This is a genomic window from Clostridioides sp. ZZV14-6150 (genome assembly GCF_020657875.1).
In the GTDB taxonomy this organism is placed as follows: Bacteria; Bacillota; Clostridia; order Peptostreptococcales; family Peptostreptococcaceae; genus Clostridioides.
The window spans coordinates 177,763-202,237 of the sequence record NZ_JAGWDA010000005.1; the positions used below are offsets into that span (position 1 = coordinate 177,763).

General features: G+C 29.8%; 20 protein-coding genes and 1 riboswitch. All 20 genes read right to left on the reverse strand.

Features of this window, described 5'->3' with window-relative positions; genetic code table 11:
• Nucleotides 1-59 precede the first annotated feature (59 nt).
• The 20 genes from ortB to KGF41_RS08250 all read right to left on the reverse strand — a co-directional run bounded on the left by ortB (nucleotide 60) and on the right by KGF41_RS08250 (nucleotide 24,440).
• Nucleotides 60-1,490, reverse strand: coding sequence for a 2-amino-4-oxopentanoate thiolase subunit OrtB (ortB, locus tag KGF41_RS08155; protein WP_227839989.1), 1,431 nt, complete (start codon nucleotides 1,488-1,490; stop codon nucleotides 60-62).
• Entirely contained in the window at nucleotides 1,483-1,791 is a 309-nt protein-coding gene (gene ortA / locus KGF41_RS08160; protein ID WP_227827854.1) for a 2-amino-4-oxopentanoate thiolase subunit OrtA, read from the reverse strand. The genes ortB and ortA overlap by 8 nt, the downstream gene beginning before the upstream one ends.
• A gap of 32 nt (nucleotides 1,792-1,823) precedes the next feature.
• Complete coding sequence (ord, locus tag KGF41_RS08165) at nucleotides 1,824-2,891, reverse strand: 2,4-diaminopentanoate dehydrogenase (RefSeq protein ID WP_227827855.1); 1,068 nt, start codon at nucleotides 2,889-2,891, stop codon at nucleotides 1,824-1,826.
• A gap of 217 nt (nucleotides 2,892-3,108) precedes the next feature.
• Nucleotides 3,109-4,482: a sigma 54-interacting transcriptional regulator gene (locus tag KGF41_RS08170; protein ID WP_227827856.1), complete on the reverse strand. Its 1,374-nt coding sequence runs from the start codon at nucleotides 4,480-4,482 to the stop codon at nucleotides 3,109-3,111.
• Nucleotides 4,483-4,746: 264 nt separating this feature from the next.
• A complete protein-coding gene (gene hpdA / locus KGF41_RS08175) occupies nucleotides 4,747-5,697 on the reverse strand; it encodes a 4-hydroxyphenylacetate decarboxylase activase (protein WP_227827857.1) in 951 nt (316 codons plus the stop codon).
• Nucleotides 5,690-5,947 (reverse strand): 4-hydroxyphenylacetate decarboxylase small subunit, encoded by a 258-nt coding sequence (gene hpdC / locus KGF41_RS08180; RefSeq protein WP_227434571.1) that lies wholly within the window; start codon nucleotides 5,945-5,947, stop codon nucleotides 5,690-5,692. Before hpdC ends, hpdA begins: the two co-directional genes overlap by 8 nt.
• Before the next feature lie 3 nt (nucleotides 5,948-5,950).
• Nucleotides 5,951-8,659: a 4-hydroxyphenylacetate decarboxylase large subunit gene (hpdB, locus tag KGF41_RS08185; RefSeq protein ID WP_227827859.1), complete on the reverse strand. Its 2,709-nt coding sequence runs from the start codon at nucleotides 8,657-8,659 to the stop codon at nucleotides 5,951-5,953.
• Nucleotides 8,660-8,932: 273 nt separating this feature from the next.
• A complete protein-coding gene (tsaD, locus tag KGF41_RS08190; RefSeq protein WP_227839993.1) occupies nucleotides 8,933-9,949 on the reverse strand; it encodes a tRNA (adenosine(37)-N6)-threonylcarbamoyltransferase complex transferase subunit TsaD in 1,017 nt (338 codons plus the stop codon).
• Between the two features lie 5 nt (nucleotides 9,950-9,954).
• A complete protein-coding gene (gene rimI, locus KGF41_RS08195) occupies nucleotides 9,955-10,431 on the reverse strand; it encodes a ribosomal protein S18-alanine N-acetyltransferase (protein ID WP_227827861.1) in 477 nt (158 codons plus the stop codon).
• A complete protein-coding gene (tsaB, locus tag KGF41_RS08200; RefSeq protein ID WP_227827862.1) occupies nucleotides 10,421-11,137 on the reverse strand; it encodes a tRNA (adenosine(37)-N6)-threonylcarbamoyltransferase complex dimerization subunit type 1 TsaB in 717 nt (238 codons plus the stop codon). Before tsaB ends, rimI begins: the two co-directional genes overlap by 11 nt.
• The gene (gene tsaE, locus KGF41_RS08205) at nucleotides 11,137-11,589 is read right to left on the reverse strand and encodes a tRNA (adenosine(37)-N6)-threonylcarbamoyltransferase complex ATPase subunit type 1 TsaE (protein WP_227842675.1); all 453 of its coding nucleotides are present in this window, start codon (nucleotides 11,587-11,589) and stop codon (nucleotides 11,137-11,139) included. Before tsaE ends, tsaB begins: the two co-directional genes overlap by 1 nt.
• Nucleotides 11,590-11,776: 187 nt before the next feature.
• Nucleotides 11,777-12,817, reverse strand: a complete 1,041-nt coding sequence (locus tag KGF41_RS08210) for a DUF4116 domain-containing protein (protein WP_227827864.1) — start codon at nucleotides 12,815-12,817, stop codon at nucleotides 11,777-11,779.
• 336 nt (nucleotides 12,818-13,153) lie between these two features.
• A complete protein-coding gene (locus KGF41_RS08215) occupies nucleotides 13,154-13,759 on the reverse strand; it encodes an ECF transporter S component (protein WP_227827865.1) in 606 nt (201 codons plus the stop codon).
• Nucleotides 13,760-13,883: 124 nt separating this feature from the next.
• A riboswitch (FMN riboswitch) is annotated at nucleotides 13,884-14,001 on the reverse strand.
• A 59-nt stretch (nucleotides 14,002-14,060) separates the two neighbouring features.
• The gene (locus KGF41_RS08220) at nucleotides 14,061-15,227 is read right to left on the reverse strand and encodes an amidohydrolase (protein WP_227827866.1); all 1,167 of its coding nucleotides are present in this window, start codon (nucleotides 15,225-15,227) and stop codon (nucleotides 14,061-14,063) included.
• Between the two features lie 147 nt (nucleotides 15,228-15,374).
• Nucleotides 15,375-17,516, reverse strand: coding sequence for a Tex family protein (locus tag KGF41_RS08225; protein WP_227850251.1), 2,142 nt, complete (start codon nucleotides 17,514-17,516; stop codon nucleotides 15,375-15,377).
• Nucleotides 17,517-17,664: 148 nt separating this feature from the next.
• A protein-coding gene (gene prfB / locus KGF41_RS08230; protein ID WP_227850250.1) for a peptide chain release factor 2 occupies nucleotides 17,665-18,772 on the reverse strand; the annotation gives its coding sequence in 2 pieces (ribosomal slippage) (nucleotides 17,665-18,696 and nucleotides 18,698-18,772; 1,107 coding nt in all).
• 14 nt (nucleotides 18,773-18,786) lie between these two features.
• Nucleotides 18,787-21,462: a preprotein translocase subunit SecA gene (gene secA, locus KGF41_RS08235; protein WP_227827869.1), complete on the reverse strand. Its 2,676-nt coding sequence runs from the start codon at nucleotides 21,460-21,462 to the stop codon at nucleotides 18,787-18,789.
• A 131-nt stretch (nucleotides 21,463-21,593) separates the two neighbouring features.
• On the reverse strand, nucleotides 21,594-22,145 hold the full coding sequence (gene hpf, locus KGF41_RS08240) for a ribosome hibernation-promoting factor, HPF/YfiA family (RefSeq protein ID WP_227827870.1): 552 nt from the start codon (nucleotides 22,143-22,145) through the stop codon (nucleotides 21,594-21,596).
• Nucleotides 22,146-22,710: 565 nt separating this feature from the next.
• Nucleotides 22,711-23,385: a copper homeostasis protein CutC gene (locus KGF41_RS08245; RefSeq protein WP_227856559.1), complete on the reverse strand. Its 675-nt coding sequence runs from the start codon at nucleotides 23,383-23,385 to the stop codon at nucleotides 22,711-22,713.
• Nucleotides 23,386-23,387: 2 nt separating this feature from the next.
• On the reverse strand, nucleotides 23,388-24,440 hold the full coding sequence (locus KGF41_RS08250; RefSeq protein WP_227827872.1) for a Sapep family Mn(2+)-dependent dipeptidase: 1,053 nt from the start codon (nucleotides 24,438-24,440) through the stop codon (nucleotides 23,388-23,390).
• Between the last annotated feature and the right edge of the window lie 35 nt (nucleotides 24,441-24,475).

Here is a 24,475-nt window from a genome sequence, read left to right on the forward strand (position 1 = left end):
ATCAATTTAAGTGAATTTTCCAACTATTTATTTCATGTTAAATTAAAAAACAGTAACTATTATAAATTATTTAACGTATCAATAACAAAATCTCTTGAACTTTTTACTTCTTCCATTAAAAATTCTATATCTTGATTACTTATACTATCAACATCATGAATATCGTTGTGAGAGATACAATTTTTTATAAATGATTTTCTTATTTTATTCATATCAATATCAACACATTTTAATAATTCTGGTCTTTCTGGTAATATTAAGTTTACTCCTGCAATTTCTTCTTCTGGATTCCCAAATTTTATATCTATTCCATTTTCTCTTGCAAAAGTAAGTTGTGGACATATGTGTTTACCTGCACCTGTATACTCTGTCTCTTGTACTACTATAACTTTATCTTCATCTAATTCTTGTGCTAAAGAAAATGCTGCTGCTAAAGATGTATTACCAGCAGGACCTCTCTCTATCCCTTCCAACTGTGCTAATAATTCAGTTGTATAGAAAACTTCTCCTTGTTTTACTAACACATATCTGTCCATATATCTAAGTGGCCTAGCTGCAGATCTAGGTACATCTGACCTATCAGGCCATGTACAGAATGGTATACCAAAACCTGTATGTCCTGTTGTAAATGATTTTTTATTAAATTGATTATCACTAGCCATGTGTAATCCTTTCAAATCAACACTTGCTCCTACTACTTTAGTATTAAGGGAACCAGCTTTTATTAGACCCCTTGCAGTTCCAGTAAGATTACCTCCACCTGCATTTGTACAAACAACTATATCTGGGTCTTTTTTATATTTTTCTCTAAATTGAATAGCTAACTCATACCCTAAAGTTTCTACACCTGCAATGCCAAATGGTGAATATAATGATGCATTAAAATAGCCTGTTTCTTCTAATAAAACTAAGAATGTATAAAATAATTCTGGCCCAACAGTTAATTGAACAACTTCTGCTCCATAGGCTTCACATTTTCTTGCTTTCTCTATAATTTCAGGTTGACCTACACCATTAGAATCATAGCATTCTTGGACTATTATACATTTTAACCCCTGCATTGCTGCTTGAGATGCTACAGCTGCCCCATAGTTACCACTAGTGGCTGCTATTACACCTTTATATCCCATTTTTTTGGCATGATATACTGCAGTAGCTGCTCTTCTCGCTTTAAAGCTACCAGATGCATTCATTGCTTCATCTTTTACAAATATTCTAGCACCTTTACCTTCTGGAGCGCATTTTCTAGCTAGCTTAGTCAAATTTTTAAGTTCTATTATAGGAGTATTTCCAACAGCATATTGTGATTGAATTGCTTCAATATCTTGTAATGTATATCCTGTTTCACCCATCATTTTTTCATAATCAAATCCTATTCCTTCTTGTTCAAAAGATGAGTAATCCAGTCCAATTGCATTTTTCATTATTTCATTGTTTCTTCCCATAACAGCTTGATAGCTCATATCTTTCATTGATGCTGCATTATTCATTACATACACCTCCAAATAATATTTCTTTCGCCTGTATTCCTATTTGGAGTAACTCTGGTATACATTTACCATAATCATGAGTATAGTATGGATTTACTTTAAGTAAATTACCTTTTACAAGTCTACCTGTAATTGTTTTAACTTCTACTAAATCGCCTATAAAAGCATCTTTTTGTATAAATCCTTTAACCCACATTTCTAAGGATACTTTCTTAGTATCCTCTGGAACTTGTGGAGCTCTTTCTTCTGGAGTTAACACTATATTGTGTATAATAACCCAATCATTAATTTTAGCATCCATTTTTTCATCCCCTTATTAACTATGTTATTTTATTAATTTGCTTTTGATTCTTCTTCTAATTCAACTTCTATCTGATTTCTTATATCTCCCATTATTGCTCTAGGTACTGGTATATCCAACATAGTTTTAAGACCTGGTCTAGCATTTATTATTAATGGAATAGAGTTTACTATCATTGCGTAAGTACCTACCCCTCCAGGTATTTCAGGATTTATTTGTAAATCAATGTTTGGTATCCCTTTTATTGATACATAGTCTCCTGTTTTAATGCCTTCTGCTTCAGGTATTATCTGTTGTGGATGCTCCATTTCAATTAAAACGTCTCCATTTACATATCCATATCCACATTGTCTACAACCAGCAACATTTCCAGCTAATGCCTCACCGTACTTAGATTTTCTATCTACTGTAGTCATTATTGGTTCTTTTGTTTGTTCTATCTTATCTAGTTTCCATCCTAATCCATCAGCTATCATATTTATTGATTCTACAAATCCTACATGACCTGCTATAGTATTATTTTCTACACCTTTTATGAACTCTTCTTTTGTTACTCCAACACCTTGTTCTACCATAACAGATTTTCCAAATGGTGATAAATCATTTACCCTCTTAGCTTTTATACTATTAACTTCTTCACAAGTACCTGAAAGTGCTAATACTAGTAAATCTAATACAAACCCTGGATTTATTCCTGTTCCAAGAATACTTACTCCATTCTCTTTTGCAACTTCATCCATTTGCTTAGCCAAATCTGCATCATCAGCTTGTGGATATGCCATTTGTTCTGCTGTTGATATAACATTTATTTTTCTATTTAATAAGAACATTATTTTATCAAAAGCCTTTTTGGTAAATGAATCAGTTGCTAATAAAACAACATCTGCACTTTTTTCTTTAAAAACTTCTTCATAATTTCCATTGATAATAACTTCTTCTCTTTCTCCTCTTTCAATTCCTAGGACATCATACATACTTTTACCTGAAGTACTTCTACTGCAAACAGATACTATTTCTATACCTTCTTTTTTTAAAATCATATTAGCCATTCCTATCCCCATAGCTCCAAATCCCCATATACCAACTCTTACTTTTCTCATATATACACCCTCCTAAAAATTTATATATTCTTAATTATTAGTTAAAGCATAAATCGTGCCAACTTCAAAACGAAGTTAAATATTTATGAGAACGTTGAAACTATAATTATCTTGTTATATATTTTCATAAATAAAAAATAATATTTTTTCTGAGAAATAAAAAAAGAGCAAAAAATTTTGCTCTTTCATAATAATTTTGCTCCTTTATTTTGCTCCTTTATAATATTTTGATATTATATTTTTTCATTTTATACTGTAAATTTTGCCTGTTCATACCTAAAATTGATGCAGCCTTAGTTATATTATATGAGGTCTTTTCTAATGATTCATATATATACTTCTCTTCTATCTCACCAATAATATTATTAAGTGTCTTATTCTCTAAATCATTTAAAGAATAATTGTTAACCTCTTTATTCTCTTTTAGATTGTAATAGTCATTTAGATTAATCATGCTTGTTTCTATTTGTATCTCGTCTTCCATCATACTCATAGTACAATAAATTATGTTTTCCAGTTCTCTTATGTTACCTTGCCAGTCATAATTTTTTAAAATTCTGATAGCTTCATCTGAAATACCTACTACTTTTTTATTTAACTTTTTATTATACTTTGAAATAAATTTTTTGCATAATACAGATATATCCTCTTTTCTATCTCTAAGAGGAGGAATTTTTATATGTATTATGTTAAGCCTATAATATAAATCTTTTCTAATTTTATTCTCATTTAAAATAACTCTTGGACTTTCATTTGTTGTTGCAATAATTCTTACATCAACAGGTATATCTTTGGTCCCTCCAACTCTTCTTACATAACCTTCTTGCAAAACCCTTAGTAATTTAGCCTGTAACATAATAGGCATGGAATTTATTTCATCTAATAATAATGTTCCTTTGTTAGCTTGTTCAAATAAACCTGGCCTGTCTATTGCACCTGTAAATCCTCCCTTAGCAGTTCCAAATAGTATTCCTTCGAATAATGATTCTGGTAAAGCTGCACAATTTTGTGCTATAAACGGATAATTTTTTCTATTACTTCCATAGTGAATGGACTGGCTAAATAACTCTTTGCCTGTCCCAGTTTCACCATATATAAATACTGAGGCATCAGACTTACAAGCTTTCTTAGATTTTGCTATTGCCTCTTTAATCAAATCACTTTCACCTAAAATATCATCAAATTCATAGCCATTTTTTTGTTTATTATTAACTTTATTAACTAAATTTTTTTTATAGCTTCTGTTTAATAAATTTTCTATAGTTGTCATATTCTTTGATATTTCAAGTGCCCCTACAAATTCTCCTTTAATATCAATTGGTATCGTAGTATTTATTGCTGTTATTTCTTTTCCATTTTTATCTAGATATTTTTGAATATTGTCTTTAATAATTTCCCTTTTTTCCAAAACTTCTACTAGTGTACTTCTATTTATTTTCATTTTGCTGACTATATCAAAAAATGAATTAGTTAAAATATCATGTCTATTCATTTTTTCCATTTTTTGTACAGAATCATTGTAGATTATAGTTTTCCCTTCTTTATTAACAAAATGTACCCCTTCATCAATATTTTCCAATATTTCATTCATTACTTTAAAAAATATTTCTTGGTTCAACTATATCACCCCAGTACCTAAATATATAACAACCCCAAAATAAGTAAAATATTTCTATATATTTATCTTATCACATATTTATGATATTTTTTATGTCCATTATATTTTTAATTAACGCTGGATGAACTATATAGTAGAGTATGAATAGCAAAAAGAAGCTATCACAGAATAAATTTAATTTACTCATGCGATAACTCCCTTCTGCAAACTAATATTTAATTTTTATGATATTTATTTCTAAAAAGCAGTCTCATGTCCAACATAACAGGCTATGCCATTATCTAAAAATATGTCCTGTAATTCTTCAAGATGTTCTTCATCAACATCTCCTTTATCAGAATACTCATATTCTTTACCTAATTGAATCCACTTTGATTCTCCTAGTCTATGAAATGGTAATAGGTTAATTTCTACTAAATTATTTTTATGCATAAAAGATATAATATCATTTATATTTTCCATACTATCATTAAACCCTGAAATAACTGGTACTCTAAGTACTAATCTTCCACCCCAGTCAGAGTTTACAAGATTTGATATGTTTTCTAATATTAAATCATTATACACACCTGTTTGTTCTTTGTGTTTTTCTCTATCCATATGCTTTATATCAATAAACGCAAAGTCTATATCCTTAAATATATTATTAAAAATTTCATTTGAAACACATGCACTCGTTTCAATAGCAGTGTGCACATTTGTTTCATGACATTTTAATAGCACTTCATGTAAAAATTCATGTTGAAGTAGTGGCTCTCCTCCACTAAATGTTACTCCTCCATTACTTCTCCAGTTGTTAGAATCACGCTTAATCACCTTTACAAGTTCATCTACAGTATAGGGTTTTGCACATAATTTAAACGCATTATAATAACATGAGTTGACACATTCAAAACTCTCACAATTCTTACATATATCCCAATCTATGACGGGCTTATTGTCAAGGTCAAAACTCAATGCACCATTTTTACATTTACCATGACATACAGTACATCCATTTTCATATTGACAAGACAACTCACTAAACATCATATGTGGTCTAACAGTCCAACTTTCAGGATTTGCACACCACTTACAACTAAGTGGACATCCATTTAAAAATACAGTTGTTCTACAACCTGGCCCATCATGAACTGAAAAGCTTTGTATATCAAAAATCATTCCTTCTAATTGGCTTTGACTATTCATTAAACACATGCCCTTCACAAGTAATTGCGTTTAATGTTGAGTATACCCAATCTTCATTTTCTAACCCAACACATTTACCTATACCTTCATCATTAGCGTCAACAAAATTTTTACAATTTTTACATTTTGGCATTACTTTTATTTCTGAACATGCTTCATCATCTAGATTAATCATTTGTTTTGATAATCTACAAATCCCTTTAGTGGCATCTACTGCGCAAAAATTCATACAATCACTATGTTTTCTCATATTTTACACCCCTTCATACTCTGTTCTAGCAATTACTTCATCTTGTATTGGTTTACCTAACTCACACCAATATTGAGTAAATCCAGCAACACGTACCATTAGTTGACGATAATTGTCAGGATTTTTTTGTGCATCTTTCAAAGTTTCTGAGTCCACAACATTGTATTGAATATGGAATCCACCTTTTCTTAAATAACTTCTTGTTAAATCTAACAGTTTTTTTGTTCCTTGTTGTCCTCTAATAGTTGTTGGGTGAAGTTTTAAATTCATTTGAGAATTTTGAACTACTGCTTGGTCCCAAATAGTTGCAGATTCAAATAATGCATACACACCATTTTTATCTGTTCCTGCATATGCAGAAACTGAACCATCTGAATATGTTGTTCCACTTAATCTACCATCTGGAGTAGCTAAAGTGGCAGCTCCTTGTGGCCCATGTGTAGATACAGAAATTTGACAAGGATACATTTTTTTAGCATATAAAGATTGTGCTTCTTCACACACTTTTGCTAACCATATTTCATAATTTTTAAGAATCGTATCTGCATACAAATCATTGTTTCCATATTTAGGTGCATCAAGACAGGCCTTATAAATAGCATCATATTTGCCAGTCTTATCTACTTTTACTTGGTCTGCCATAGAATAATTACCAACTTCTAATGCGTCTTTAAATCCAAAATTATTTAATACAGCATCCTTCATTTCTTCAACTGTAAAAGTTTTGTCATCATATACAAGTTTTTTAAGTGCAGCAAATGAATTAACCATAGTAACAGTTCCACAAGTTTCTACATTTAATGTTGCATTATAACGATAGCCCATATTTCCTATATGTTGACCTTTATCTAAACAGTCTGGTTTTAATAGAGAATTTATTATAGAAGTATCAAACTTTCTCCATATATCTAACTCAATATTATTTGCTCTCTCAAGAACATTTATCGCTTGTTTATAATAATCTTTAAATACTTCTACAACTTCTTCATAAGTATCTAATGGCTTATTATGAGGTTCAAATACTTGTATATTCATACGATGGTCTTTACCATTCATAAGAACAAGCTCTAAGATTTTGGGATTAGCAATAAAGTGAACTCCAGAACCAGCAGATTGTCCTGCTCCACCTGCAATAGAATATGTCTTTCCATTTAAAGTCAGTTGTTTCCAGCATCCTGGAGATGTTTCAAGACATCCACCTAATGCAAATGCTCTAGCTTCTTCAACAGTCATTCCTTCATCGGCAAATTGCTTCATCATAAATGTTGTCCCATTTGAATTGTTTACCCATGCTGGATAACCAGAACCAAGTTTTGTACATTCAACAGCTTTCATTAAAAAATCTTCTGGAAGTTTTTCATCATATAACATAGTCAAGCTAGGTTGAGGAGTTCTACATCTCATACTTGCCTCTAATAATAATTCTTCTAATTCATTAGCTCCTGTAGAACCATCTTCTCTTAAACCACCTATAGATAAAGTATTAAATGTATTTCCTGATAATACTCCTCCATTTACACCTGCTGAAGCAAAACAGTCAATACAAGTGATTTTTATTCTGTAAAGTTCTAATAATTCAATAACTTCTTCTTTTGTAATTAGTCCTTTTTCCATATCCTGTTCATACCAAGGATATAAAATTTGACCAAAGCGACCTATAGACATACCAGATATCGCATCTTCGTTTACTGATGCTATATGGATTGTATAAGTCAATTGAAGAGCTTCTCTAAATGTACGAGGTTGTTTATGTGCAATATGTTCTAATATCTCTACTAAATCTGAATATTCTTTTTTTGCTTCTAAATCTGTTTCTATACTCTCTAAATATTTTGCATGTTTTGCATAGTTTAAAATCCAAGCTTGTAACCCTTCAATAACTTGAATAACAGCTTCATAAAAATATAGACGATCCATTCCGATAAGACCATCTCCAGATGCATTTCCTGCGACTGCTTTTTTACATTCTTTTGCCATTTCTATAATTCCATCTAATCCATAATTTAAAGGATAAAAATAGTTTATAACTTCTCTACCTTGAGGAAGTGTATATCCTGAATCAAACATGCATATAAGTGTACTCATTAAATTTTCTTTTAAATCATAATCTGGCATCATCTTTTCATAGTGAAATCCTAAATCTTCAACTGATTTTCCAACCCATTCTTTTGCCATTTTTACAAGAACAGGAACTTCTTCTTTTCTCATTCCAAATTTACCAGCTATTGAAACAACATTTCCAAAACTTTCAGTTACATTTCCTCCACCAGAACCAAATTTTGTAAGCTCATCTGCTGTATTGCTAGCTAACTTCTTTGCTTCTTCTTTCATTTGTTCTCCCTGAGCAACAAAGAAACTTTCACTTACCCAAGGCATTGGGAAAGAGCCTCTATAATGGCGTGTTTTTTGCATTACTATCTTCTCACCAGGTATTATATTTGGTGTCATATGAGAAAAAGCAGCTTTAAGAGCTTTAGCTCTTCTAACTACTGCTATATCACCATCTGATTTTCTATATTCTCTATTGTACCAATATGGAAATTCCATATCAGCTGTAGACAATGTATTGTAATATACATTCAATAAATCATCTGCTCTTTTACTTGCTTTTTTTTCACTAAGTTCATCTAAATTTTCTTGATTTTGAAAATTTGCTTTAATATTTTTTGCTTCTAAAATACTTCTTATTTTATCTTCTTTACTTTGACTCATTTCTTCCCCTCCTTAAACTTTCTACACTTAGTATAAAACTTTTTAAGAATGAAAAAAAAGAGTCTATTACCCACTTTCTAAAATAATCTTTCTACAAAAAAATAAAACTTAAAACAATTTAGACCATAAATTTACCTTATATCTAAATATCTAAAAAACCTCCTGATTTATTAGAATATAAAGATTATCCATGGTCTTGTTTTAAGCTTTAATAGACAACATATTTAATTTTATAAAAATACTTACTCAATATATTTTTAAACCTAGTTTATATTACTGGTTTATCTTAAGATTTGGAACTGCATTCAGACTCATATCATGTGTTTTATTGTTTATGAAATTATAATATCCTGCACAACCTATCATAGCAGCATTATCTGTACATAAAATTAAAGGAGGATATTTAACTATAATTCCACTTTCTTTTGCAAGTTCTGTTATTTTAGCTCTAAGACCAGAGTTAGAAGCAACTCCACCAGAAAGAGTTATAACATCATAACCTTTATCTTTTGTTGCCTTTAATGCTTTAGTAGCTAAAACTTCAACTACAGCTTCTTGAAAAGATGCAGCAACATCTTCAACTACTATTTCTTCATTTTTCATCCTTTTTCCATTTAAATAATTCAATACAGAAGATTTTAGACCACTAAAACTAAAGTCATAGCTATCCTCTTCTAAATAAGCTCTTGGAAATTCTATAGCATGCTTATTTCCCTTTTTAGCTAAATTATCAATAATAGGACCTCCTGGGTAACCCAAATTCATAGCTCTTGAAATCTTATCGAAGGCTTCTCCAGACGCATCATCTCTCGTCTTTCCTAAAATTTCATATTTACCATAATCTTTAACTTCTACTAAATGAGTATGACCTCCCGATACTATTAATGTTATAAAAGGAGGTTTTAAATCTTTATGTTCTATATAGTTTGCACTTAGATGTCCCTCAATATGATTTACTCCTACAAGAGGAATATCCAATGTATATGCAAGTGCTTTAGCATAGGATAATCCAACTAATAAAGCCCCTACTAGCCCTGGACCATATGTAACTGCAATGTGGTCTATATCATTAAATCCTATATTTGCCTTGTCTAAAGCTTCTTGAACAACTATATCAATATTTTCCACATGTTTTCTTGAAGCCACCTCTGGTACTACACCGCCAAACTTTTTATGTGTTTCTATTTGAGTAGAGATTATGTTTGAAAGTACTTCTCTACCATTTTTTAAAACTGATGCAGCTGTCTCATCACAGCTACTCTCTATAGCTAATGTTATTATATCACCCATAAACTCTACACCTCTTTTAATTGGTTCCACATTATAATTGCATCTTCTTTATTATCACTGTAGTATTCTTTTCTGATTCCACCCATTTTAAATCCATATTTTCTATATAGATTTTGTGCTATTTTATTTGATGCTCTAACTTCTAATGTCATAGACGCAATATTATTATCTTTACATAAATCAACTAATCTTTTTATTAACTTATCTCCTATTTTTCTGCCTCTATAGTCACTATGAACAGCTACATTATTTATATGCCCTTCATCAATTATAAGCCAAATTCCAACATATCCAACTACTTTTCCATCTAGTTTTGCTACTATATACTTTGCAACTTCATTAGATAACTCTTTTCTAAAAGATTCTTTTGACCAATAATCTTCAAAACAATTTTTTTCTACTTCAAAAACTTCATCTATATCTTTAATAGTCATTTCTTCTATTTTTACATCATCTACTATTTGTTTTGTATTATCTTTCATTATTTATCCTCTTCATTTTTTCGTCATATTGTACTTCAGCCTGAGATTTTCTGATATACATAGGGTTTATTGTATAACAAGTATGTACATCTATATTTTTACTATATTTATTTAATGCTACAGAACATAAGCTTCCTGCTTTAGATACATTATGAGCTGGTGAAGGTATCTTTATATTTTTTATGTTTTCTAGCTCATCCTTATATTTATAAACAGCTTCTCCAACTATTATAAATTCTTCATCACTTGATTTAATCTCTTTTAGTAAAGTTTCAAACTCTACAACATCAACACTATCTAACTCTATTAACTCTCCATCTTCAAACTTATATTTAGCTGAATAAACCTGATTTTTTTGTGCATCTAATATAGAGCATATTTTTCTTTCGCATAAATTCATATTACCAGCTAAAGATTCTAAAGAATTTACTGCTATTATTGGTAGATTATTTACATGGGCTATAGCTTTTACTGTAGCCATACCTATTCTAAGACCTGTAAATGAACCAGGCCCTATACATATAGCTAACAAATCCATCTCTTTTATGTTTAAATCACTCATATCCAACATATTTTCTATCATTGGCATAAGCTTTTGTGAATGAGTTTTTTTGTTATTTACTGTAAACTCACAGATTAAATTATCATCTTCGACAACTGCTACACTTGCTGCCATAGAAGATGTATCTATACCTAATATCTTCATTATTTAATCAACTCCTCAACTATACCTTTATAATAATCTCCTTTTGGAGTTAATATCATTTCTCTTCCTTCATCTTTGTATCTTAATTCTATGTTTAAATATTCTTTTGGAAGTATATCTTCTATTAAATTACCCCATTCAATTATACAGATTCCATTTGAATTTATATATTCATCATATCCAATATCATACATTTCATCACTACTACCAATTCTATAAACATCAAAATGATACAAAGGTATTTTTCCTTCATATTCGTTTATTATAGTAAAAGTTGGACTTGTTATATAATCATTTATTCCTAATGAGTCTGCTAAACTTTGTGTCATTGTGGTCTTTCCAGCTCCTAAATCCCCCACTAAACAAATTACACTACCTTCTTTTAATAATTCACCTAATTTATGTCCTATTTCTCTAGTTTTACTTTCATTTTCTAAATATATTTTTGCCATTAATTCATCTCCATCTTGATATAATCGTCGTGTGAATTTATATCACTGCTTAATTAATTATAGTATAAGCCCCAACTATTATAAAGTACTTCTATTTATCTTTTTTGTTTATCTTTCAATATTGATGATTCTCTGAACCTCCCATGGCTAAAGTCATGAGTGTGCGTAGCTATTTTTTAATCAAAACTTATATATAATCATCAATAGCAATCTTTACATATTCTTTTGCCTTACAATTTTGTTTTAGAGCTTCTTTACATATTTCCTCTGATTGCTCTTTTACGTACTTGAGAGATTTATAATTTTCTTTTACTGCTTCAATGCACATTTTTTCTGTTTGATTTTTTATATACATAAGCATCTTTCCATTTTGTCTTACAATCTCTGTACATATCTCTTCTGTATAGTTATCTATGTAATTTAGTACATCTTTAATATTGTACTTTTTATCCAAATATCTTATAGCTCTTATACATGTTTCTTCTGTCTTATTATTAACAAATTGTAGGCTCCTTCCATCTTGTTTAACTGCTTCTAAACATATTTTTTCTGTTTGCTGGTTTACATATTGTAATGCCATACCATTTTGACTTACAGCTTCTATACACATTTTTTCTGTTTGGTTTTGTACATATTGAAGTGCTTTATAGTTTCGTTTTATTGCTTCTATACATAATTCTTCACTTTGTTCTCTAACATATGCAAGACACCTGCCATCTTTTTTAATTGATTCTAAACATATTTTTCTTGTTTGAACCTCTAAAGCTTTTAATATACTTACAACATCTATATTAGAAGAACATCTTATTGCTTTTATAATAAGTTCTTCTGTTTGATTTCTTACATACTTAAGTGCATTGCAATCCTTTTTTATTGCTTCAAGACATATATACTCAGTTTGTTCTTTTACATATTCAAGTGCTCTATAATTGTACCTTATAGCTTCTAAACATAATTCTTCTGTTTGCTCTTTTACATACTTCAAAGCTTTATAATTCTGCCTTACCGCTAAAATACACATACCATCTGTTTGGTTATTTATATTTTCTAATTCATGATAATCATACTTCACTCTTTCCATATTTTCAATATATTCATTCGTAATATGCTTTAAAGAATCTCCTAACATTTCACTATCAATGCCTATATGAATATTTTCCCAATCACTATTAAAATAATACCCTTTATCGTCTAAAAATACTTTTTTCATTTTTTTACATACTTTCATAAATCTACTCTCCTATCATTATTAAATTAGCTATTATTAAGAATTACAGTTCAAAACATTATTTATTCTTAATAATAACTTTATTTTTTGTTTATTATGAATTCGCTCTGCATATTGTAGATACCTTTTTAGTATTTTAATAGTTAATCGTTTTAATTCTTCCTTTATTTTAAAAATTAAATCTGTCTAAATATTTCTTATTTTAAATACATTTTTTGATAAATTAATAAAGCCATAATGTATTTAATACATCAATCACAACATGAGACTGAAGTTATAAATAAATTATGGCTTTCCAATATATTTAATTTTAAAATTTTATATTTTCTTGTCTGATTATTTTTTTATTACATTTCCCATTTTTTTATAAAGTGGTAATGTTACTAAAGATATTATCACAGCTTTTAGTACATTAAATGGAGCTATCATCCAAATTACAAAAGTAAATAGGTCGTGAATTTTAGGATTTAGAGCTGAACCTAAGCCTATTATAGCATCTAGTCCCATCATTTGACCATAAAGTGGTAACATTACAAAATAATTCACTAATGAACCAATTATAGTCATTGCTATTGTTCCTAATACAAAACCAATTAATACACCTTTTAAATCTTTACTTCTCTTATATGAATAACAAAGTATCATTACATAAGAACCACCAATTAATATATTTGCAAATTCTCCTATCCCTCCAGTTGTTGTTGCTGTAATTGCTTGTAGTACATTTTTTACTACAACTATTCCAAACCCAACCACTGGCCCTAAAGACATACCACCAAATATTGCTGGAATATCTGATAAGTCAATTTTTAAGAAATCTGGAAATATACCTGGTATTGGTGCTTGAATAAACATTAGTAAATAAGATATTGCTGATAAAATTGACATTACTACTAAAGTTCTTGTTGAAATCATATTACCTCTTTTTGCTGTACTTTGCATAATTATTATCCTCCTAATAAATATATTTATATTTTTTAGGAAAAACAAAAAACTCGAAGACCCTATCTTCGAGTTTTTATGGATATAGTTTAAACAAACTAAAATAAACTTATTTATATTCCATAAATATCTTCTCTCATCCAGACTTTACTGTCGGCTTTGGAATTTCACCAAATCAACCACCTAAGTAGTTCGCGGGCTATACCGCCGGTAGGGAATCTCACCCTGCCCCGAAGATCTTCTTTGATTTTTTAATTTTCCTTACACTCTTATATTAGTTAATTTTTTAATAATTGTCAAGTTATTTTTTTTCGTACACTACTTTACCATTTATTATCGTGTAAAGCACCTTACTTTGAATCTCTAGTGGAGAATTATCCCAAATTACTATATCTGCATCTTTCCCAACTTCTATAGAACCTACTCTATCTTCAATCCCTAGAGTCTTAGCTGGATTTATTGTAATGGATTCTATTGCTTTTTCTTTTTTCATACCATGCTTAACTGCTATCCCTGCACATATTGGAAGATATTGAACTGGTATTACTGGATGGTCTGTCATTATACACACATCAAGCCCTGCATTTGAAAGTATTCCAGCTGTATTAAACGTTAAATTTCTAAGTTCAAATTTAGACCTTTCTGATAATGATGGTCCTACTATTACAGGAAATCCTTCTTCCAATAGCTCATCCACTATAAGATGACCTTCTGTACAATGGTCTAATGTAAGCTTTAAATTAAACTCTTTTGCAATCCTTATAGCTGTGAACATATCATCAGCTCTATGGGCATGTGCTTTAAAAGGAATTTCTCCTCTTAAAACAGGTATCAAACTTTCCATTTTTATATCATATTCAGGTTTTTCACAGTCTTCATCATCATGACTTTCATACAGGTCGACTTCCTCTAAATATTCTTCTGCTTTTTTAAGATTTTCTCTAAGTAATGAAGCTATTGCCATTCTAGTTTGTGGAGATTTATCATCTTGACCATAACAACTTTTTGGATTTTCTCCAAAGGCTATTTTAGATGCTACTGGATTTTTTATTACCATTTTATCAATTCTTTTTCCATATGTCTTTATAGCTATACATTGACCTCCCATAACATTCGCACTTCCAGGAGTTGTACATACAGAAGTTATACCACCTTCAAAAGCTTCTTTAAATGTTCTGTCCATTGGATTAATCCCATCTATAGGATTTAATTGTGGTGTTATTGGGTCAGTTTCTTCATTTCCATCTGCTCCTTCAAATCCTATACCATCTTCCCATAATCCTAAATGAGTATGGGCATCTATAAACCCTGGAAACACAAATTTACCACTTGCATCTATCACCTCTACATCTAAAGGTGCTATTAAATCTTTTCCTATTTCTATTATTTTTCCTTGGTCTATAAGTATATCTCCCTGAATTATTCCATTTGTTATGGTATTTATGTTACCATTTTTTACAAAAACCATTCATTTTCCTCCTGATTTTCAATACTATACTAATTATTTTAAATATTATTTTTTTACAATCTCATTTCATAATTTCTTAAATTTTTTATTATGCTACTTACATTTATAATTGTTACATGTAAGTAGCATAACTAAACATAAATTAGCCTATTTTTTCATTGACAATGCTACTCTTTTTTTATTTAAGTCAATTCCAATTACTTTTACATCTACTATATCACCTACTGTAACAATACTCATAGGGTCTTTTACAAAGCTATTACTCATTTCTGATTTATGAACTAATCCATCATTTTTTATTCCAATATCTACAAATGCTCCAAAATCTACAACATTTCTTATAGTACCTTTTAAAGACATTCCTTCTTGTATATCTTCAATTTTTAAGACATCAGTTCTAAGTATAGGCTTTATACCTTCTTCTCTTGGGTCTCTTCCTGGTTTTTTGATTTCAGCTATTATATCTCTTAAAGTAACTTGACCTACTTCCAATTTTTCACTTAATTCTCTCAAACCAATTTCCTTAACTTTTTCATCTATTTCTTCTATATTTTTATTTTTTACATCATCCAAAGAATATCCTATTATTTCAATCATTTTTTTGCATATATCATAACTTTCAGGATGTACACCTGTATTATCTAGAGGATTTTTTCCATCTAAAATTCTCATAAATCCAGCACATTGAGTAAATGCTTGAGGTCCAAGTCTTTTTACTTTTTTCAATTGGACTCTTGATGTAAAGTCTCCATTTTCTTCTCTATATGCTATTATATTTTTTGCGATAACCTTACTTATTCCTGCAATATGCTCTAAGAGAGAATATGATGCAGTATTTAAATCTACTCCAACACTATTTACAGAATCCTCAACAACTCCATTTAATACTTCTTCTAATCTCTTCTTGTTTAAGTCATGTTGATATTGACCTACACCTATACTCTTAGGGTCTATTTTTACAAGTTCTGCTAATGGGTCTTGTAGTCTTCTCGCTATAGATATAGCTCCTCTTATTGATACATTTATATCTGGATGTTCTTCATTTGCAAGTTCAGATGCTGAATAAACTGATGCACCAGCCTCACTGACTATAACATATTGAACTTCTCTATCTATCTCCTTTATCATTTCTGATACAAATGTTTCTGATTCTCTTGATGCTGTCCCATTTCCTATTGAAATTATTTCTATATTATATTTCTCAATTAATTCTTTTAAAGCCTTCTTTGCCCCTTCTACATTATTTTGAGGGTCTGTTGGATATACTGTTGTATAGTCCAATAATTTACCATTTTTATCTACAACTGCTATTTTGCAACCAGTTCTAAATGCAGGGTCAAATCCCATAACTACTTTATCTTTAACTGGTGGTTGAAGTAATAAACTTTTAACATTTTTTCCAAATACACTTATAGCTCTTTCTTGAGCTATTTCTGTCAGATGATTTCTTATTTCTCTTTCTATAGATGGGAAAATTAATCTTTTATACGAATCTTCTATTGAATTTACAATTTCATCTTTATTCTTAAAGTTTTTATCATTTACATATTCATTTACTATATAATTTAAAACTTTATCATTATTTATTTCTAATTTAACTTTTAAAAAATTCTCTTTTTCTCCTCTATTTATTGCTAAAACTCTATGTGGAGCCATACTTTTTACTGCTTCACTATAATCATAATACATATCATAAACTGATTTCTCATCAGTAGAACTTTTACTAACTATCATTCCTTGTCTTAAAGCAAGCTCTCTTATGTATTTTCTAATCTTAGCATCATCTGAAACTGTTTCTGCAATTATATCTCTTGCGCCTTTTAGGGCATCCTCAACAGAAATTACTTCTTTTTCTTCATTTATATAACTCTTTGCCTCTAAATCTATATTATCTAGATTCCTCTCTAGTATTGATACTGCTAGATTTTCTAGACCTTTTTCTTTTGCTATTGTTGCTCTAGTCCTTTTCTTTTGTTTATATGGCGCATATATATCTTCTACTTCTTGTAGTGTTTTTGCTTTTTCTATATTTTGTGTTATCTCATCTGTTAATTTTCCTTGTTCATCTATTAACCTAACTACATCATCTTTTCTACTTTGAAGGTTTCTTAGATACATCAATTTTTCATAGAATTCTCTTAATGTGACATCACTCATCTCACCAGTCATTTCTTTTCTGTATCTAGCTATAAAGGGTATTGTATTTCCTTCATCAATAAGCTTTAGTGTATTATTTATTTGTTCGTCTCTGAGATTAAATTCATTTTTTAAGATTTGATTTATATCCAATTTTTTTCACTCCTAATGTTAGTTTTTTCATAAGTATAACAAACAGAACGAAGGCTGAGGGTTGTAGTCCTCAGCCTAAGTGCTGTAAAAAGTGCATAGTAAGCACTAACCTTCTTATATATCTATCTTAATTACTGTGCATTATTTATTAAACTGTCTTATTCATTTTTAAGTATTCATTGATAAACAAGTCTATATTTCCATTCATCACACTATCTACATTTCCAAACTCAGCATTTGTCCTATGGTCTTTGACTAACTTATATGGTTGGAAAACATATGACCTAATTTGGCTACCCCACGTTATTTGTGAGTATTTGCCTTGTATATCTTCTATTTTTTCCTTTTGCTCTAATTCTTTTAACTCTATCAATTTTGCCATCAAAAGTCTCATAGCTCTATCTTTATTTAAATGTTGAGACCTTTCATTTTGACACTGAACCACTACACCAGTAGGAATATGTGTTATTCTAACGGCTGAGTCAGTTGTATTTACATGCTGTCCTCCAGCACCAGACGCTCTATATGTGTCTATCTTTAAATCTGATGGATTAATTTCCACTTCTATATTTTCATCTAACTCTGGTGTTACATCTATAGAAGCAAATGAAGTATGTCTCTTTCCTGATGGGTCAAATGGAGATATTCTTACCAATCTATGAACCCCTTTTTCACTTTTTAAATATCCATAAGTGTTGGTTCCCTCTACAAGAATTGTAGATGTCTTTATTCCCGCTTCAGGGTCTGATATTATATCTAAAAGCTTAACTCTATAACCCTTACCTTCTGCCCATCTTATATACATTCTTAGAAGCATCTGAGCCCAATCTTGAGCGTCTAGACCTCCAGTTCCAGCATTTATAGATAATATAGCATTATTTTTATCATACTCACCATTTAGAAGAGTTTTTATTTTCATCTCAGATAATTTTTCTTCTATTGATTCTATAGACTTTTCTATATCCTTTTCAACAGAATCATCCTCTTCTTCTAGACCTATTTCAATTAATACTTCTATATCTTCTAATAAGTTGTTTAGACTTTCATATTCATCTAGAGTTTCTTTTAAAGCTTTATTTTCTTGAAGTACTTTTTGTGCTACTTCATTATCATTCCAAAAATCTTGTTTGTTTATCTTCTCTTCATTAATTTTTATCTTTTCCATCAATGAAGCTACGTCAAAGAGAAACCCTCAATTCTTCTAAATTTGAAGCTATTTGCTCCACACTATGTCTATACTCTTGTATCCTTAACATTTAATCCTCCAAGACTATCTTCCACAACAGTTTTTATATTTCTTGCCACTTCCACAAGGACATAAATCATTTCTTCCAACCTTTTCATCTTTTTTAATAGTTTTACTTGTTGGAAGAGTTCCATCTGATGGAGAAGTTAGATTTTCAACATCTACAACTGCTTTTCTTTCCACTGGAGCCTCTATTGTTATATTAAATAAATATCTTACAGTATCTTCTTTGATATGTTTATTCATCTCATCAAACATATCAAAACCTTCCATTTTATAAGCAATAACTGGGTCTTGTTGACCTACAGCACGAAGCCCTATACCTTGACGTAATTGATCCATTGCATCTATATGGTCTATCCAATGATTATCAACAGCTTGAAGTAAGATAACTCTCTCAACTTCTCTCATTCTTTCATAACCTATTTGTTCTTCTTTTGCAGTATATATCTTCATAGCTATTTCATAAACTTTTTCTGTTATTTCAACTGGATTAAGCTTTTCTATCTCTGGGATTTCTATACTACCTTTTGGTAAGAACAGATTATACATATGTTCCTTAAATCCGTCTTCATCAAATCCTTTATCTTTTGTATAAAGAGTCACTGATTCTTCTATTATAGAATGAGTCATTGACTGTACTTGCTCTTGTAAATCTTCACCTTCTAATACACGTTTTCTCTCTGCATATATTATTTCTCTTTGCTTATTCATAACATCATCATATTGAAGTACATGTTTTCTTATTCCAAAGTTTTTACCTTCGACTTTCTTTTGTGCACCTTCAATAGATTTAGATAATATTCTATGTTCTATAGGCATGTCTTCTTCAAGACCTATTTTATTTACGATTCCAGATATTCTATCACTTCCAAACAATCTCATAAGGTCATCATCAAGCCCTATATAAAATCTTGAGCTACCTGGGTCACCTTGACGACCAGCACGACCTCTTAACTGGTTATCTATTCTTCGAGATTCATGTCTTTCTGTACCAATTATAGCAAGTCCACCTGCTTCTATCACTTGTTTTTGTTCTTCTTCTGTTTGTTGCTTAAATTGTTTATATAATCTTTCGTACTCTGCTCTAGCTTCAAATAAAATTTCATTTCCTGCCACAGGTATTCCTTCTATTGGAGTATCAACTCTATTTACTACATCTTCTTTAAATCCATTTCTTCTCATTTCTCTCTTAGTTAAGAAATCTGGATTCCCACCTAAAACTATATCAGTACCACGACCAGCCATGTTAGTAGCTATTGTAACAGCTCCAAGTCTACCTGCTTGTGCTATTATTTCTGCTTCTTTATCATGGTGTTTAGCGTTTAACACTTCATGTTTAATACCTTTTTTCTTTAATATTTGTGATAGTAGTTCTGACTTTTCTATCGAAACTGTACCTACAAGTATTGGTTGATTAACTTTGTGTCTTTCAATTATTTCTTCAGCTACAGCGTTAAATTTACCTATCTCACTTTTATATACACAATCTGGTAAATCTTCTCTTACCATAAGCTTATTAGTAGGCACTTGGAAAACATCCATTTTATATATTGCTTTAAACTCTTCTTCTTCTGTTTTTGCTGTACCAGTCATACCTGAAAGTTTTTTATACATTCTAAAGTAATTTTGGAATGTTACAGTAGCTAGTGTTTTAGATTCTCTCTGTATTTTAAGACCTTCTTTTGCTTCTATTGCTTGATGTAAGCCTTCTGAATATCTTCTACCAAACATAAGTCTACCAGTAAACTCATCAACTATTACTATTTCTCCATCTTTAGCAACATAATCAACATCTTTTTTCATTATTACATGTGCTCTTAGAGCCTGATTTATATGGTGGTATAACTCTGTATGAGATATATCTGTTATATTATCAACATTAAAATATACCTCTGCTTTTTGTATACCTGATGCTGTTAGAGATACAGCCTTATCTTTTTCTTCTAATTCATAGTCATCTGGTTTTAAAGTTAACACAAATGTATTTGCATCTGAATATAAGTGAGTTGATTTATCTCCAGGACCAGATATAATAAGTGGTGTTCTAGCTTCATCTATAAGTATAGAGTCGACCTCATCCACTATCGCATAATTTAATCCTCTTTGAACTCTTTGCTCTTTGTGTATTACCATATTGTCTTTTAAGTAGTCAAATCCGTATTCATTATTTGTACCATAAGTTATATCACAATCATATTGTTCTTTTCTAACTTTTGGATTTTGACCATGTACAATAACACCTACACTCATTCCTAAAAACTCATAAACTTTTGCCATTTGGTCTCTATCACGTTTTGCAAGGTAGTCATTTACTGTTACAACATGTACACCTTTTCCAGTAAGAGCATTCAAATAAACAGGAGCAGTTGCAACCAAAGTTTTACCTTCACCTGTTTTCATCTCAGCTATTCTTCCTTGATGTAATACTATACCTCCAATCATTTGAACTCTGTAGTGTCTAAGACCTAATACTCTTTTAGAAGTCTCTCTGACTACTGCAAATGCTTCTGGAAGTATATCATCTATACTTTCTCCATTTTCTAATCTTTCTTTAAATGTATTTGTCATATTTTTAAGTTCCGAGTCTGCCATAGATTCAAATTTAGGTTCTAATGAATCTATTATATCAACAGTCTTACTGAACTTTTTCAATTCTTTTTTATCTGCCATGTTGAATAAACTATCCATAAAGCTCATATTTTACATCTCTCCTCGTTCTTTATTGTACTATTATTCATTTTACCATAAAAACTATACTTTTAATATTAATTTAAAAAGCTATCGATAAATAATTTATCGATAGCTAATATGATTAAATCTAAATTGCTTTATTCATGTTCTATTATACCATATCCGCCATTATGACGTTTATAAACTACGGCTATTTCATCTGAATCTATATTCTTGAACATATAGAAATCATGTCCTACTAATTCCATTTGTAATACAGCTTCTTCTTCGCTCATTGGCTTAACACTAAACTTCTTACGTCTTTGAATTACTATATCTTGATTTTCATCTTCGTAATCTTCTTGTTCATCTGCTAGATTTATCTCTGCATCTTGGAATCTTATACTCTTATTGTCTTGATGCTTATCTTGTAGTCTCTTTTTATATTTTTTTAATTGTCTACTTAATTTATCATATACAACATCTATAGCTGTGTATAAATTTTCCTGCATATCTTCTGCTCTAATTATAGGACCATTTACAGTAGCTATTGTTACTTCTATTTTTTGTCTTGTTTTTCTAGCACTTACTGTAACCTTTACATCAGTGTCTGGATGAATGTAATTATCTAACTTACTTAATTTGCTTTCGATTTTATTTTTTATTGCATCAGTCAATTCGATTTGTTTTCCAGATATAATTATGTTCATAAGTACATCTCCCTTCAATTATGCCAGTATAAGAAAATTTATACTTTAATAATATATTCTACACGAACTCTCATAATCCTTCTTTTATTATTAACTTTTGTGATTTTTTCTATTCAATTGATAGAATTATTTTTCATTTTAAATCACCTTAACGCTTATGTGGATTAATATTATAACAATACCCTGTGGATAATGTGGATAAAACTGTTAATAACTCTTGTTCCTGTGTATTTAAAGCTATTTTTATTGTCCTTTCTATCCACAAATATCTCCAATAATTGTTTATTAATATGTGAATTCATGTCATAAAGTGGTAATTTTAGGAAATTATATGTATTCTATGCCACTTAACTTTTATAAATTTTTCATAGTTATCCACCTTCTAAGACCTCCATATTTCATTTTTTCTTTCACTATTTAGTTTAGCTTCAAGATTACCTAAAAGTAGTAAAGCATCATAACAATAATTTCTTAATCAATACTCATAATATTCATATACCCAAACTACAATTGACTAACACTCTTTATTTAATCTAATAAGTTGTATAAATCATATATGTTTATATTATTTCGAAATTATATCTACTAATTGTTTAAGCTTTTGTCTGTCTATATCTTCAAATGGACTCTTATCTATTCTAACAGCTGTACCAAAATGAAAATTACTTGCCTTAGTTACTCCCTTTATTTCAACTATATTATTAAAATTAAGACCTCCACCTAAAAGAATTTTTATATTATTAGAGTTAAGCATCATATCTTTTATAATTTTTATATTATCTTTTATATTTCCCTTGCCCCCTGATGTTAGTATATTTGTAATTCTGTCATAATTCTTTAGAATATTAACACTTTCTATTGTATTTGATTCATCTATTGCTCTATGAAATGTAACATCAAGATTATCGCAGTATTGCAACAAAAAATCTAAATTTTCTTCGTCTATATTATCATTCTTATCTAGCATTCCAAATACAACTCCATTAGCTCCAATCTCTTTGACTATATTTATATCTTTTAACATTATACTTATATCTTCTTTACTATACACAAAACTTTTGGCATGAGGTCTTATCATTACATTCACAGGTATCTTTACACTGTTAACAACACTTTCTATAAGGCCAAAGCTTGGTGTCAGTCCTCCTTCAGTTAAAGCACTAACTAATTCTATTCTATCTGCGCCACAATCTTCTATAATCTTAGCGTCTTCTACTGTCATTCCTATTATCTCTAACATAACTACTCCTTTGCTAATTCATATATTGCATTTGCAAATATCTTTGCATTTAAAATTATATCATCTATATCCATGTATTCGTCGTGATTATGTGCTATTCCTTTTTGTCCTGGAAACGAAGGTCCAAATGGAACTATATTTGGCATTACTTTTGCATATGTACCTCCATTAGTTGTTACTGGAGTACCATCTAATGATGTTACTCTTTCATAAGCTATTTGAAGTTTTTTAACAAGCTTACTATCCTTATCAAAATATACAGGATTAAAATTAGAAATTACTTCTATCTCTGTACCATTAGGAAAATTAGATTTTATTTCATATAATACATCTTCTAGTTTATAACTAAAGTCATATTTTACTTTTATCTCCAGCATTATGTAACTATTCTCTTTATGTAACTCTTGATTTGTAACAATCACTTTTTCAGACATGTTTTCTATAAAGCTTAAAAATATGTCTTCCTTATAGTTACAGTTATTTTTGATTATAATTTTCGCCATACCTTTTTCACCATATACAACAGGATATTTGCAATCTGGTGTGAACCCCATTATAGGAGGTTTTTCTTTTTTTAAATAATATGGTATATCTTTAAATCCACTTTCTTCATTTGTACCAAAAATTATCCTAACTTTTTTATCTAACTTTAAACTTAATTCTTTAATAACATATAGTCCATATAAAGAACACATTATAGGCCCTTTATTATCTAATACCCCTCTACCATAGATTCTTCCATTATATATCTCTCCTCCATAAGGTTGATATATCCAATTTTTACCTTCATGTACTACATCTACATGGCCAATTACACAGATATAATCTTTACTATCTCCATATTCTGCATAACCAATATAATTGTCTAAGTTTCTAACTTTAAATCCTAATTTTCTTGAAATTTCTAGTGCTTTATTAAGTGCTTTTCCTACCTTTTCGCCAAAAGGGAAGCCATTTTCTGGCTCCCCTTCAACGCTAGGTATTTTTACAATATCTACAATATCACTTAATAAATCTTCTTTTATCTCATCTACTTTATTGTTTATGATATTCATAAAAATCTCCTTTTAAATATTAAAGAACTCTACTT

Excerpts from the sequence above, each read along its gene's own strand:
- ortB (WP_227839989.1), bottom strand. The coding sequence starts at position 1,490 with ATGAATAATGCAGCATCAATGAAAGATATGAGCTATCAAGCTGTTATG.
- ortA (WP_227827854.1), bottom strand. The coding sequence starts at position 1,791 with ATGGATGCTAAAATTAATGATTGGGTTATTATACACAATATAGTGTTA.
- ord (WP_227827855.1), bottom strand. The coding sequence starts at position 2,891 with ATGAGAAAAGTAAGAGTTGGTATATGGGGATTTGGAGCTATGGGGATA.
- KGF41_RS08170 (WP_227827856.1), bottom strand. The coding sequence starts at position 4,482 with ATGAATGAAATATTGGAAAATATTGATGAAGGGGTACATTTTGTTAAT.
- hpdA (WP_227827857.1), bottom strand. The coding sequence starts at position 5,697 with ATGAATAGTCAAAGCCAATTAGAAGGAATGATTTTTGATATACAAAGC.
- hpdC (WP_227434571.1), bottom strand. The coding sequence starts at position 5,947 with ATGAGAAAACATAGTGATTGTATGAATTTTTGCGCAGTAGATGCCACT.
- hpdB (WP_227827859.1), bottom strand. The coding sequence starts at position 8,659 with ATGAGTCAAAGTAAAGAAGATAAAATAAGAAGTATTTTAGAAGCAAAA.
- tsaD (WP_227839993.1), bottom strand. The coding sequence starts at position 9,949 with ATGGGTGATATAATAACATTAGCTATAGAGAGTAGCTGTGATGAGACA.
- rimI (WP_227827861.1), bottom strand. The coding sequence starts at position 10,431 with ATGAAAGATAATACAAAACAAATAGTAGATGATGTAAAAATAGAAGAA.
- tsaB (WP_227827862.1), bottom strand. The coding sequence starts at position 11,137 with ATGAAGATATTAGGTATAGATACATCTTCTATGGCAGCAAGTGTAGCA.
- tsaE (WP_227842675.1), bottom strand. The coding sequence starts at position 11,589 with ATGGCAAAAATATATTTAGAAAATGAAAGTAAAACTAGAGAAATAGGA.
- KGF41_RS08210 (WP_227827864.1), bottom strand. The coding sequence starts at position 12,817 with ATGAAAGTATGTAAAAAAATGAAAAAAGTATTTTTAGACGATAAAGGG.
- KGF41_RS08215 (WP_227827865.1), bottom strand. The coding sequence starts at position 13,759 with ATGCAAAGTACAGCAAAAAGAGGTAATATGATTTCAACAAGAACTTTA.
- KGF41_RS08220 (WP_227827866.1), bottom strand. The coding sequence starts at position 15,227 with ATGGTTTTTGTAAAAAATGGTAACATAAATACCATAACAAATGGAATA.
- secA (WP_227827869.1), bottom strand. The coding sequence starts at position 21,462 with ATGAGCTTTATGGATAGTTTATTCAACATGGCAGATAAAAAAGAATTG.
- hpf (WP_227827870.1), bottom strand. The coding sequence starts at position 22,145 with ATGAACATAATTATATCTGGAAAACAAATCGAATTGACTGATGCAATA.
- KGF41_RS08245 (WP_227856559.1), bottom strand. The coding sequence starts at position 23,385 with ATGTTAGAGATAATAGGAATGACAGTAGAAGACGCTAAGATTATAGAA.
- KGF41_RS08250 (WP_227827872.1), bottom strand. The coding sequence starts at position 24,440 with ATGAATATCATAAACAATAAAGTAGATGAGATAAAAGAAGATTTATTA.